10 protein-coding genes and 1 tRNA gene are annotated in these 13,683 nt (G+C 41.1%); 4 read left to right on the plus strand and 7 right to left on the minus strand.

The annotated features are described in order from the left end of the window. Positions 1 to 177 precede the first annotated feature (177 nt). The 3 genes from KTO63_RS07430 (at position 178) to KTO63_RS07440 (ending at position 3,199) form a co-directional block, all read left to right on the plus strand. The gene (locus KTO63_RS07430; RefSeq protein WP_232373071.1) at positions 178 to 1,293 is read left to right on the plus strand and encodes an LptF/LptG family permease; all 1,116 of its coding nucleotides are present in this window, start codon (positions 178 to 180) and stop codon (positions 1,291 to 1,293) included. Between the two features lie 381 nt (positions 1,294 to 1,674). After that, positions 1,675 to 3,000, plus strand: a complete 1,326-nt coding sequence (locus KTO63_RS07435) for a citrate (Si)-synthase, eukaryotic (RefSeq protein ID WP_217790600.1) — start codon at positions 1,675 to 1,677, stop codon at positions 2,998 to 3,000. Between the two features lie 125 nt (positions 3,001 to 3,125). Beyond that, positions 3,126 to 3,199: transfer RNA gene (locus tag KTO63_RS07440), tRNA-Ala, on the plus strand. 129 nt (positions 3,200 to 3,328) lie between these two features. Here KTO63_RS07440 and KTO63_RS07445 read toward each other — a convergent pair. Beyond that, positions 3,329 to 4,294 carry a 2-hydroxyacid dehydrogenase gene (locus tag KTO63_RS07445; protein WP_217790601.1) on the minus strand — a complete coding sequence of 322 codons (966 nt, stop codon included), beginning with the start codon at positions 4,292 to 4,294 and terminating at the stop codon, positions 3,329 to 3,331. 256 nt (positions 4,295 to 4,550) lie between these two features. On the opposite strand from KTO63_RS07445, the gene KTO63_RS07450 reads away from it, so the two are divergent. Continuing rightward, a complete protein-coding gene (locus tag KTO63_RS07450) occupies positions 4,551 to 5,021 on the plus strand; it encodes an NUDIX domain-containing protein (protein ID WP_217790602.1) in 471 nt (156 codons plus the stop codon). A 39-nt stretch (positions 5,022 to 5,060) separates the two neighbouring features. On the opposite strand, the gene KTO63_RS07455 is transcribed toward KTO63_RS07450, so the two are convergent. The 6 genes from KTO63_RS07455 to KTO63_RS07480 form a co-directional block, all read right to left on the minus strand. Then, positions 5,061 to 5,564, minus strand: coding sequence for a GNAT family N-acetyltransferase (locus KTO63_RS07455; protein ID WP_217790603.1), 504 nt, complete (start codon positions 5,562 to 5,564; stop codon positions 5,061 to 5,063). Beyond that, entirely contained in the window at positions 5,527 to 5,997 is a 471-nt protein-coding gene (locus KTO63_RS07460; RefSeq protein ID WP_217790604.1) for a MarR family winged helix-turn-helix transcriptional regulator, read from the minus strand. The genes KTO63_RS07455 and KTO63_RS07460 overlap by 38 nt, the downstream gene beginning before the upstream one ends. Before the next feature lie 322 nt (positions 5,998 to 6,319). Beyond that, on the minus strand, positions 6,320 to 8,695 hold the full coding sequence (locus KTO63_RS07465; RefSeq protein WP_217790605.1) for a hypothetical protein: 2,376 nt from the start codon (positions 8,693 to 8,695) through the stop codon (positions 6,320 to 6,322). A gap of 34 nt (positions 8,696 to 8,729) precedes the next feature. Then, the gene (locus tag KTO63_RS07470) at positions 8,730 to 9,899 is read right to left on the minus strand and encodes a DUF4249 domain-containing protein (RefSeq protein WP_217790606.1); all 1,170 of its coding nucleotides are present in this window, start codon (positions 9,897 to 9,899) and stop codon (positions 8,730 to 8,732) included. 10 nt (positions 9,900 to 9,909) lie between these two features. After that, on the minus strand, positions 9,910 to 12,672 hold the full coding sequence (locus KTO63_RS07475) for a TonB-dependent receptor (protein ID WP_217790607.1): 2,763 nt from the start codon (positions 12,670 to 12,672) through the stop codon (positions 9,910 to 9,912). 38 nt (positions 12,673 to 12,710) lie between these two features. Continuing rightward, entirely contained in the window at positions 12,711 to 13,454 is a 744-nt protein-coding gene (locus tag KTO63_RS07480; RefSeq protein WP_217790608.1) for a hypothetical protein, read from the minus strand. Positions 13,455 to 13,683 lie beyond the last annotated feature (229 nt).

Here is a 13,683-nt window from a genome sequence, read left to right on the forward strand (position 1 = left end):
GGATTCTGTATCAATAAATCAGTCAACGATAAATATACTGCGAAAACCTGAAAGCTAAAAGCGTGTTAAGGAAAACATTCTCAGCAACTTATAATCCGTTAAAATTTGCCACGCCCGCACTTTTTTTAAAATCCTTACAACTTTGCGGGTATCGGTTACACTTTAAAACCACTACTTTTGCCACGTTTAATAAGCTACATGAAAATACTCGACTGGTATATACTTAAAAACTTCCTGGTAACATTTGTTTTTACAATTATGACAATAACGACAATTGCTGTTGTTATTGATGTGAGCGAAAAAACCGACGATTTTGTCAGGTCCGGTCTTTCATTTGGCGGCATTGTAACCAAATATTATTTTGGTTTTGTACCGTTCATTGTGTCGATGATTTTTCCGCTCATCGTTTTTATTGCTATTATTTTCTTCACGTCTAAAATGGCGGCACGAACAGAAACCGTAGCCATTCTCGCGAGTGGTATTCCATACAATAGGATGTTGAGACCTTACTTCATGGGAGGAATTTTGCTAGCCGTGGTCCTGTGGTTGCTGATGGCTTTTGTGATCCCAAGAGCACAAGAAATTAGAAGCAATTTTCAGACCACTTATATCGACAGAAACAGTGGGTACGTTCCCGGAGGCACAAATAATTCAAGTGACTTCTATTTCAGGGCAGATTCCAACACATTTGTTGGTCTTCGTTACTATGATACTGCCAGAAAAGCAGCCAATAGTTTTTTCCTGGAAAAAATCCGTAACAACACCGTTTACTACAATCTTCGCGGCGACAATATTCATTGGGATACTGCTACAAAAAAATGGTCGGCCGACAGAGTTCAGGAACGCACCATTGATGGGCTGCACGAAAAACTAACTACCCATCAAACAATGACTCTTAACCTGAATGTGCTTCCCAAAGATCTGAGAAAAGACGAATATTTAAAAGATAAACTTACCACACCTGAGCTAAGAGCATTTATCCGCGCCGAACAACAGCGTGGAGGTGAGGGCCTGAACAACTATATAGTCGAGCTTAACCGCCGCAACGCAACGCCTGTTGCCATCTTAATTCTCACAGTAATTGGTGTATCTGTTGCCGCGAGAAAAACGCGCGGCGGTAGCGGTTTGAATCTTGCCATCGGCATTGTGATGGCTGCATCATTTGTAGTGATGGACAAATTTTCTACCGTATTCTCCACCAAAGGAAACCTGCACCCAATGCTGGCCGCATGGCTCCCCAATATTATTTACAGTTTTGCTGCGTTCTGGTTGTATAAGAGAGCGCCGAAGTAATTAGGAATTAGGAGTTAGGAATTAGGAATTAGTTGAGAGTGCGTCATTCCTGATCTTATTTTGACTGGTTTAATTTTTGACAGGGCTTCGACAAGCTCAGCCTGACAGCGTTAATGGCATGTCAGGCTGAGCTTGTCGAAGCCTTTTACACATAAGCAATGATCGCCTTCTTTTTACCTTGTTGCAAACAAAGAATTCTTAATTCTTATTCCTAATTCTTAATTCACCCTCATAGGGCAAATAGATTTAATATAAAAAATCCCACATCAATTCACGTATAAAATACCCGCATTCTTATTGATTTAATTTGTTTCGCCAACGACGTTTAAGTAACTTTAGCCGCATTCTGAATTTTTAATAATTTTTGAAAATCACTTGTCAATGGAAGTACTCAAAGAAAGGTTCAAAAAGAAGGCCGACGAAGCCGCTGCTGAAATAAAAGGCATTTTGAAAGATCATAGCAACGATGTTATTGGTGAAGTTACACTTGCACAGGTTTATCAGGGTATGCGTGGTATAACCGGTCTGGTTTCTGAAACTTCTCTCCTGGATGCGCACGAAGGCATTCGCTTTAGAGGATATTCGATCCCGGAACTCCAGGAAAAACTTCCAAAAGCAAAAGGTGGAAGCGAGCCTCTTCCAGAAGGTCTGTTCTATCTTATGCTGATCAATGAGCTTCCATCAGAAGAAGATGTAAATACAATTACAGAATTGCTACAGCGTCGCTCACACGTGCCGAATCACGTATTTGATACCATTGACGCACTGCCTATTGAAACACACCCTATGACAATGTTTGTTGTAGGTATCATGGCCTTGCAAACAGAGAGCCAATTTGCAAAACAATATGCAAATGGCATCAACAAAAAAGACTACTGGGACCCGGTGTTTGATGACACTATGGACCTTATCGCAAGATTGCCGCGCATTGCCGCTTACATCTACAGACGTAAATACAAAAACAATCAACATATTAATCCAAACGGTTTACTTGACTGGGCGGGTAACTTTGCCCACATGCTCGGCTTTGAGGACGAAGGATTTATGGAACTGATGCGTCTTTACCTGACCATTCACGCCGATCACGAAGGCGGTAACGTGTCTGCGCATACCACTCACCTTGTGGGTTCTGCTTTGAGCGATCCTTACCTGTCTTTCGCTGCGGGCATGAACGGATTGGCGGGTCCTCTTCACGGTCTTGCCAACCAGGAAGTGATCAAATGGATATTTGAATTGCGCGAAAAACTGCAGACAGAGCAGCCTAGCAAAGAACAAATCGCGGAGTACGTAAAAGCTACATTAAGCGAAGGAAAAGTGGTTCCGGGTTATGGTCACGCAGTATTGAGAAAAACAGATCCACGCTTTACCGCGCAAATGGAATTCGGTAAAAAGCACATGCCGGATGATGCGCTGGTTCAAACTGTTTGGAACATCTACGAAACAGTTCCTCCAATTTTGCAATCATTGGGAAAAATTAAAAACCCATGGCCAAATGTGGATGCACACAGCGGTGCATTGCTTGTTCACTACGGCATGGTAGAGTATGAATATTACACAGTGTTGTTTGGGGTAAGTCGCGCCCTGGGTGTACTGGCAAGCCTTTGCTGGGACAGAGCCCTTGGTCAGCCGATTGAGCGTCCAAAATCAATCACTACCGACCTTGTAAAAAAATGGTTGAACAAGGAAGACAATATCTGGGGCGACTAGAAAAAATTCAAAAATTATATTTAAAAATTCAAAAGGTCTTCCCCGACAACGGAAGACCTTTTTTTATTGGAAACAAATTTTTTGTTTTACAATTCCACCCACCTATTTTTGCAATCCACCGTTTCGGGGAATTAGCTCATTTGGCTAGAGCGCTACGCTGGCAGCGTAGAGGTGACCGGTTCGAGCCCGGTATTCTCCACAGGGCAATTTGAAAATTTGAAGATTTGAGGATTTGAAAATGTCTTAAAGTCAATTTTCAAAACAATTAATTAAGCACTAGGATTATCCTGGTGCTTTTTTATTTTCAGAATGTTCCGTAGAGACGCGTTCAACGCGTCTCTACGGCATTCGGCAACTTCTCTCCTCTTGCACCTGCAATGATATTTGCTGCGGCAAGTTTTGCCATGGCTGTTCTTGCTTCGACTGTTGCTGAACCAATGTGCGGCAACACGCAAACATTCGGCATGTTCAACAACGGATTGTCAGATAGCATTGGTTCAGGATTGGTTACATCTAAACCTGCACCCCAAATTGTTTTGTTCTCCAGCGCCTGTATCAAATCTTTTTCATTGTGTATAGCACCGCGGGCAGTGTTGATGAAAATAGAGCCGGGTCTCATTTTCGCAAAAGCATCTTTATTGAAAATGCCTTTTGTTTCGTCGGTAAGTGCAGTGTGAACAGACAAAACATCGCTCTGTTCCAGCAGTTGCTCAAAGGAAACTTTTTTGGCGCCAAGCTTTTGTTCGGCTTCTTTGTTGTGGCTCCGATTGTGATAAATAACTTTCATGTCGTAAGCGCCAACACAGCGTTTCGCCATTACATAACCGATCTTGCCCAATCCAAATATGCCGATGGTTTTATGGTTTAATTCAATTCCAAGATTTGCAATAGGATCAAAGAACTCCCATTCGCCTTTGATGATTTTTTTATGATTGTAAAATGCTTTGCGCGACGTGGCAAGCATTAAAAGAAAGGCTGTGTCTGCTGTCGCGCCACTCAACACACCCGGTGTATTGCCAATTGGGATGGATAATTTTTTTGCCTCTTCCACATCTACATTATCGTAGCCAACTGATAAAAGCGCTATCACTTTCAAATGCGAGCATTTATGCAGGAATATCTTGTCAATCTTATTTGCACCCGAGCTTAGCAATGCATCGTGGTTAAGACAATAAGCAATTAATTCTTTTTGCGTAAGATCTCTTTTCTCGAGCCACTGTGTCACCTCTAACCCCGCGTCCTTCATCATCTTAATACCTATCTCCGGAATCTCTCTTGTTACAAATACTTTCATGCTTTTTTGTTTGAAAGGTGAGTCTTCAATTAGCGTTCCATAAAATTCTTTTGTGAATAATAATATCGAAGGCAAGAATGTTTTACAAATCTACTAACATTTGCAGGAGCACAAGAACCAGGAATTAGAAATTAGGAATTAGGAATTAGAAAATAGCCTTGTGCTTTGTCCACGAACACTATTGACTTTAATGCTAAGAAATAGAGTACTATATTTACCAGTGCTGCTGCCCTTCATTATTAATTATTAATTCGTCATGGCTAAGCAAAGTGCAGGACTATTAGTATTTAGAAAAAAGAAAAACGAGCTCCAGTTTTTTCTTGTGCATCCCGGCGGCCCTTTCTTTGCGCGCAAAGATGCAGGTGCATGGTCAATACCGAAGGGCGAGTTTGATGACACAGAAGACGCACTAACAGCTGCCAAAAGAGAATTCAAAGAGGAAACAGGATTTACAATGGAAGGAAAATTTATTTCGCTTACTCCCGTGAAACTGAAAAGCGGAAAACATGTACACGCCTGGGCCGTTGAAGGAGATGTCGACGAAACGGCACTCGTTTCCAATACATTTGAAATTGAATGGCCGCCAAAGTCCGGCAAGCAAAAAACATTTCCCGAAATAGACAAAGCGGGATGGTTCAATTTGCAGGAAGCGAGAGAGAAGATCAATTCTGCGCAGGTTGCGCTGCTGGAAGAAGTTGAGAGTGGAGAATGGAGAGTGGAGAGTTAAGAGTTTGTCACGCTGCTTTCACTCTCCACTCTCAATTAACTAAATCCAAACTTCCATTTTAATATCTGCTCTTGCATACGGCGTTTCCGCCATTGGAATCTCTACGAAGCCAAGCTTCTTGTACAAATGAATAGCGGGTTCCAAAATTCTGTTTGACTCGAGCCATACATGATTGGCGCCTTCAGCTTTTGCTTTGTGTAATGTGGCGATGCCAAGTGTTGTGCCAATTTGCTTTCCCTGAGCATCTGAGGACACGGCCATTTTAGCCATCTCAAAAGATGTATCGTTCGTTCTAATCAAAGCGCAAACGCCTACTATTTTATTATTGTATTGAGCAAACAAGATATACCCACCCCTGGAAATAATGTATTCTTCAGGATTGTTTAATTGTTCAAGATCGTGTTCTTCTACTATAAAATATTTCTCGATCCATTCGATATTTAATCTTTTAAAATCACCTGCATATTCAGGCGCATATTCGAGTATGTTCACCTTTTCCATTTCACTATATGTTTTGATATCTTTTGTAGTAAGATTTTTCATCCAGTAAGTTTTCCATTTCTTCCAATGCTTTCAGCAAGTTGTTTTTTTGCCCGCGCATCAGTTTTTTATTTAGTTTATCAATCTTGTTCCAAACTTCATTAAATGCGGGCAATGCGGCCTTTCCCTTACGTGATAGCATTAGCAATCTCTTTCTGCTGTCCAGCGGCGATTTCACAGATTCAATTAAACCCTTCTTTTCCAAATCCTTCGCAAGATGAATAATGGCAGGATGCGTAAGGCTTAATTCTTCCGCCGCATCCATAATACCAATGCCATTGCGTTTGCTCACCAGGTAAAAGAGTGTAAAATATTTTGCTTCAAAGTCGAGGTTGTGATCATTGTAGATCTTCATTACATCCTTTGAGAAAACATCATACAACCTTCGCATCCTGGCTCCAATTGCCAGCTCACCTAATTCATTGATAATGTTCATAAAGGTAAATATATACGTAAATGTTTACGCAAAAGTAAGAAGAAAATTGAAAACGGAAAGTTGAAAATGGAGAGTTATGGGTAATAAGCAGCAAGTGGAATGGGAACGCAGGCCTAGTCTGGTTGGTAATTCACTACTGTTTAGCTAAGAAACTTTTTCAATTGTTTGGTTCCTATTACCAGTAACGAAAGCCTGCTTGTCATCCCGACGAAGGAGGGATTTGAGAGACTACTTAATCACATTGTTATCGCCAATCCCAGATCCCTCCTTCGTCGGGATGACAAGCAACAGTCTTTTGATTCTTCGAAAATTTGTCTGAAAGTCAATTCACTTCAAAGTAATGTGTGCCGCTTAAGCATTTACCATCTGCATCTATACCCTGCACCACTACTACATATTTCCCTTTTTTATCCGAAGTATAAAATTCGATTTTTGAGGCGTTCGCATTGGTAAGTTTCAGATTTGGGCTCCAGTACAAAACGTTTCTAAAATCAGGCAAATGACTTCCAGCCTGCACATCCGTTTCGTATTTGGGTGAGTAAAATTCGCGCTGGCTCTGCAGGCTTTCATAATCAAACACTGTTGCTCTTGGATCAAGTTCAAAGCCGGGCAAATCACCTTTGTAGGTCACAAAATTTAGCACACCATCATAAACGGAATGACTAAAGTAGAAACGACGGGTCAGCACATCGAGCTGGCGAACCTTTAACGGATCGTAAGCTACTATCTTATCCATGTCGAATACAGGCACGCCATCCAGCAATACCAGCGGATCAGTTGCCAGCATTCTCTGCGAGTTGTTGTCGTAAATGTCAAAATGAAATTTTCCAGCACGTCTTCTCACATTCACCAGTTGCACATATTCACGCAACACTTCCTCCATGGTAGTGAAGCGAACGTAGTTGTCAAGCAAATAACTCAAATCCGGTTTTGAATAGAACATCGAGGTATCAAAGGCAGCGTCTGTAAACTGTCTTTGTTTTTCTCCTGTGTAGATATTCTGTACCTGTGTCGCAACACTTTGCTCTGCCAGGGTTGAAGGATTATTTACCGGTAAATAAAAACGGGCAAGAGAATCATTCACATACTTTTCGCTGAACGGATTTTGTACATCAATTCTGTACATCGTATCGCGCAGAGAATTTGTTTGCGCAATCACTTCGGCAGCACCATACATGTTACGCATTTCGAACTTAACATGTCCCGAATCGTTACTCACATTGCAAAGAAAAACAGCTCGCGTACCGGGAACAGAAAGATAACATTCAATGCCTTCTGCAGGCAAGCCACTTCTCACGTCAATTATTTTCGCATTTACGATATGCGCTTTGATCTCGGGCTCATACATCAGCGTAGGCGCTTTATCCTGTAAAATATTTTTCCAGTCAAATCTTCGCCAGCCCTGTGTAAGCATCAGGTTATCGATAGCAGCCGTTGCATCTTTATCTTTTGAAAAATAGAACGAAGGCGATTCGATTGCACCTTTCAAGTCAGAGGAAAGGAGCAGGTAATCTCCCAACTTCATATCATCAAACTGTTGTAGAGAATCTATTCTGTAAACGGCGATGGATGCACTTGCCCTGTCAGCAATGTTTTGGCCGCGCACGTCGAGATTTACCCGGCTTCTGTTTCCATAAGTTTCTTTTTCGGGTTGCACCTGGAGCGAATCATTTCCCGTAGGAGGAATAAAAAATAGCCGTTCGCAAACGGGCTGTTTGTTTTCATTAAAAATGGTGAGTTGTGTAATGCCTTCTGGCAATTCACTTTTGTTGATGGTAAAATTTGCCGCGCCGTTTTGTACAGCTGCAGAAAATGTCTTTTTTACAATGCCCCTTGTTTGAGCAACTAAATACACGGAGCGGTCATCAATATTTCCATTTACAGCTATGTTAATACCCGCTGCATTTTCTTGTAGTGTCATTACCATCCCTTTGTCAAATGCAGCAGGCAACTGTTTAGAAGCAGTCAAGCCATTGCCAAAATGAATGATCGCTTTATAAGTGTGTCCACTCTCAGGCTTAAAAACAAAATTTCCCATTCCAAATTTCAGCGGATGAAACGCAGTTACACTATCGTTGTTTTCATTTACAATACTTCCGCTGCACTCAATGCCTTTGCCGTATTTATCGCTTACTTTAAATGCAACCTTGCTTTGCAAGCCATTTACCAGGTTACCACCTTCTGGAAAAAATTGTATGTCGCAGGTGCTATCAGCATTCTTTCTTACAACGTCGCTTGGTTTCTGTGCGTTGATAACAGTGATTGTTTTTCTGAAGAAAAATGCTTCATCAAAATTCTTCATCCAGTTGGTATATGCGCGTAATTGATAGTTGCCAGAATTCAGATTCACCGGAACGTACAAAGAGCCATTCCCTTCGGCACTATCCATTTTTATTTTTGCCTGCAATACGGGACGATTGCTTTTATCAAGCAATTCCACATACACCACTTTACTCAGGTCAAGAGGCTTGTTAAAAGAAGCATCCACAGCATAGGCCTTGAACCAAATGATCTCTCCGGTTTGATAAAAGTTTTTATCAGTATGCAAATAGATCTTTTCCTGGATGGTTTTGCTATTGTAGCTATACAGATGTTGCTTTACGGATGCAGTTACATTCTGGGCATGGGTATGTTGCACAAAAAAATGTGCAGCAGCAAAAGACAAAACAGTTATTAAAGAGCCTTTGAAATTTCTCATTTCCGGTTGCTTTAATGCTTTTGATTGTTAAGGGTTATTGCCAAAAATCAGGCTTGGTTGTGCTGCCACCTCTTGCTCTGCAATCGGCGCAATAATTACTTGTATAGGTATAGGCTATAATGGCGGGACCAAAATAAACGGGACTAACACCTAACACAACCTCTGGCCCGGGACGAAACGCCTCTCTTATCTTGTCGGGTACATTGTCTACTGTATCCTCACGGCAACTTTCATAACCTGTTGTTATATAAACATAGCCATTTAACTGATTGTGGGATATAAATATCCTTTGCTGTTGTACTGACGTTGCATAAAAGAAACCAACCACTATTTCTGTTGAATCGTTCGACTGCCGAATGTTTCCATTCAGTTCAGACGGTTGTGCATCAAATATGGATCCCAACTGTTCTGTATTTTTCCGCATGAGATCCAGGTATGTGTAGGCATCTTTTGTAAGGGCATATTGATTAACCAATATGCTGTATTTGTTCTGCAGTTTATTTGTAGAATAAGAAAGAAATGTCAGAGGTTTCTCGAATACCACATCCGTCGCCAATCTTTCTGTAGAGGTTACAATAATGTTGGTTGAGTTTCCACTGATCCAGCAAGTATGAATATCATTATTTACAAGATCCCGGGGATCGAGCGCATTTGTTGCAGGATTATAAACGATTGAAGAAAACAGGATAGTGTTGTACTGCCAGGTTTCTCTGTAATCCCACATGTAATAAATGGTCTTGTTTTGTGAATCATGCGTATTAGCGTATATCTGTACGCCATCACTTTTTTGTTTCCAGCTAATGCTGTCTATAGCAGGCGACATCTTTCCTTCTACCCATGCAGAATTGTATTCCTTTTGATCTCTTGTAACGATGCGCAACCTGTATTTTCTTGCCGGGTCCAATGTAGCCGCATTTGAGGTATACACACCGGGCGATGTTTCAAACAAGTTATATGCGCCATTTACATCATCAAACAGCAACACTATCGCGCCACTTTCTGTTTTGTAAAAAAAACTGGAATCCAGTGACGTCGTACGTGACAGTTTAATTGTGCTTTTGCTGTTGGGGGTAAGATTAGCAAATCCTTCCACCACCAGGTAACCCGTGCCGGGAGAGGGTATTTTTACATTGTATTCTTCTTTGCATGCCGCAAACAACATTACGATTGCGCAGAAGAAACTTATTCTTATCGTCATTTTCATGTTCCTTTTTTTAAAACCTGATATTAAAATTCACATACGGTATAGCACTTCCAAAAATGGAAAGCTTGTAACCTTGCACCTTTCCGTTTTCCGATGTATAGTAAACAGAGTAAGGATTTTTTCTGCCCGTCAAATTATATACGCCGATTGTCCATGAGTTGTGCGTTTTTTGATGCACCTTATGATTGCCTTCAATGTTCATAGCAAAGTCCATACGGAAATAATCAGGAATGCGGTATGCGTTTCTATCTGAATACAGCGTACGTGCAGAACCGCCGTAATAGAATATTCCAGTCGGTAAGGTTATCGGCCTTCCTGTAGAATACGTTGCATTAAGCGATGTACTGAAACGGTGTGAGAATCTGTAGTTGCCAACAAGTGTCACATCGTGAGGCTTGTCATAATTGGATGGATAGAACGCGCCTTTATTTACAGGCTCTCCGACAGTTGGGTCATCCATTTTCAATAATGTTCTTGAGTAGGTATAACTTAACCAGCCGTTCAATTTGCCCTGCGTTTTCCTTATCAAAAATTCCACGCCGTAAGCTTTACCTTTTGTATTGATAACATCTGTTTCAATGTGATGATTCAACACCAGTTGCGCTCCGCTTTTATAATCGAGATAATCTTTTATGTGCTTATAATACACTTCAACTGAAGTCTCGATGGTATTTGATTTGAAATTTTTGTAAATACCAAAAGATATCTGATCTCCAAACTGCGGCTTAATATTTGGATCACTCAATTTCCAGATGTCTGTAGGAGCCATTGCTGTTGTGTTTGACAGCATATGTATATATTGCCTTTGGGTATTATAACCTGCTTTTATCGAAAGGTTATCTGTGATTGAATACCTCGCGGAAACGCGAAACTCAGGGCCATGATATGTTTTGGTCACCTGCCCCTTTGAATAAACGGATGTGTCAACGATATTATCTTCTGTTTTTGGCAATCCGGGCGCATAGTTGTTGATCGTTTGCGGCCCCATGTTGTTGAACATAGAATATCTCACACCGCCTTCAATGGTTAAGTTTTGTGTAACATTGTATTTATCGTTCACATACAACGCACTTTCAAATGCCTGCTCTGCCGGCACCACATCCGGCACGGTGATCGCTTTGTCGCCCAGCGGTTGCAAATTTCCAGGATGCAATTTGTAATGCAACGTACTGCCGCCAAAATCAAGTGTGTGTTTGCTGTTGAGGTAATAATTAAATCCTGCTCTTAAATACAACTGATTGATATCAAACTTAAGATCATATGCATTCACAGGATTTGCATCGCTGCTGATATTGTATTTGTATCCATCGTAACCTGTAACAACGGTTGCATTCATTTTATTGTTGAAAATGTGCTTCCATTTAACCGATACGTTTTGATTCGAATAACCGTAGGTTGTATCGTTGTTAAGATTAAATCGATCCTTACTAAAATAGCCCGTTACAAACAATGTGTTCTTTTTATTCATCTCATAGTTTGCATTCAGATTCAGATCATAAAAATTCGCTTTGCTGTTTTTGTATTGGTCTGGTAACGCCTTCAGCAGCCAATTGGCGTAGGTCGTTCTACCACCAAGGATAAAAGATGCTTTATCTTTTATCAACGGGCCTTCAATATTCACGCGGCTTGTAAGCAAGCCAATACCTGCAGAACCAGTGAAATCTTTTTTATTTCCTTCCCTGCTTTTAATATCTAATACCGATGAAAGCCTGCCGCCATATTTTGGAGGAATACTGCCTTTAAAGAGCTCCACATCTTTCACTACTTCCGGATTGAAAGCGGAGAACATACCAAAGAAATGCGAGGGATTGTAAATCGTCGCGTCGTTAAATAGAATAAGGTTTTGATCAGCAGAACCACCGCGAACATTGAGCCCTGTGCTCGCTTCCCCTACCGATTTTACGCCCGGCAAGGTTAGCACCACTCTCAGCAGGTCAGCTTCGCCAAACGCAACCGGCACTTGCTTGATCGCTTTAATGTCTATCCTTTGCACACCCATTTGCGTGCTCTTTACGTTGCTGGCTTTTGCAGAGGACACGATCACATTTTTCAATGCCAGCACCTGGCTTTGCAAATCAATGTTCATCTTGCCATCGCTGTATACCATTATTTGCCTGCGGCTATCACGCATGCCAATACTCTGAATGTTCAGCACATGCCGGCCACGGGGAAGCACAATGGAGTAATACCCATATTGATCGGTTGACGTTCCTATTCTCGGTTTGTCGATAAAAACAGATGCCCCGGCTACAGGCTCTCCTGTTTTTGCATCGCGTATATAACCCGCTACGTTAATGCCGGCAGACTGAGGGGCTGCATTTTTGTCACCCACTTCATACAACTTATTTTCAAGAATGGCTTTTTGTTTTGTTTCCGTTTCCTGGTACTCCTCCAGCAAGCCGCTGCTACGCGTCTTATTGGGATTGCCCGCATCGAAGTATCCTTCCGGCAATGCCGTTTTCACCAGCATTCCTCTCGTTACAAATACGTTGTTGTTATTGTCGATGGAAAAAGTATTCTCTGTACTTGCAAGTCCCTTCTCCAGCACTTTTTCAAGCGGTTCATTTTTTACGGAAATATTTATTTTTATGGTGTCAAGCTGTGCAGTGTCGTAGTAGAAATGATAGTGCGTTTGCCTTTGCAACTCCAGCAAAAATTGCTCAACCCGCATATCTTCAAATGATCCGGTGATCATTTTTTTCTCCTTTTGCGCTATCGCAAAATGAGTAGTGAGCAATAGCATGGTAGTTACTATGCAGAAATAGAATTTCATTTATTCAGAATTGGTCGGTTTGGGTAAATGTTGTTGTATTATAGCGAATCGTAATAAGCTACAGATTTTGCCAGTGCGTTGTCCTGATCCCGCCTGAAGTCCAGGTTGTTCCTCCGTATGTATTGCTGCAATTGCTTTTTCTTATCTGCGTACACTCTCAGTACATCTTTTTTGCCGCCCACGGAATAGTATGTATTTCCCTTCTTTATGGCGAATGCGTTGTTATCATTTATGTAACGCAGAATTCCCTCGTTAGTAGTCAACTCTTCCGTTATCTTTTTTCTGTTTCTTTTTAAAAGCATGTTATCATTGTGTTCATAGAGTACGGCATAAATACCCGGAGATATCGCCGCTTTAGCAGTATCCGTTTTAAGGTAAATAAACGTGGTATTGAACAAGTAAAATCTGTTAACCCTGTCATTGACGACACAAATGCGTGCATTGTTCTTTGGCTGGACAACGATTAACTGATCTCTGATCAGATCGTATCGTAAACCCACATTTTGATACAACACACCTTCGTATCTAATCCAGCCGGTGTCCATCTGATCTTTGTAATAATAGGGCTGGCCTTCCTGGAAGCGAAATGGATAACCGTAATACTCCGGCCCCGTGTACAATCCTTCCTCGGGATATAATGCTTTATGATAAATTGATTTTGCGTTTTCTATAGCCGACGCGTAGGCAATACTGTCTTCCGCAGTACTTTGGGAAAAGGCTCTGGTTGAAAAAAAGAAACAGCAAAAGAACAACAGGAAGTTCCGTGCGTGATTACTTTTCATATGTGTTGCAGGTATTAAATCGTTCCATTGAATATTTTTTAATGAAACGATTTCCAAAATAATAAAAATTCATTGAGGTTCAGCCTTTAATCAGGTAATAAATAGTACTTGATAAGTATTTATAAATGATATGAAACCGAATGATCAAACATGCAACCTGTCCTAAATGAAAAAAATATGTCCCTTAACCAATCATTTATCTTTTGAAATAATAGGTTCTACTTATTTT

It is taken from the genome of Pinibacter aurantiacus (assembly GCF_019130065.1).
GTDB lineage: Bacteria > Bacteroidota > Bacteroidia > Chitinophagales > Chitinophagaceae > Pinibacter > Pinibacter aurantiacus.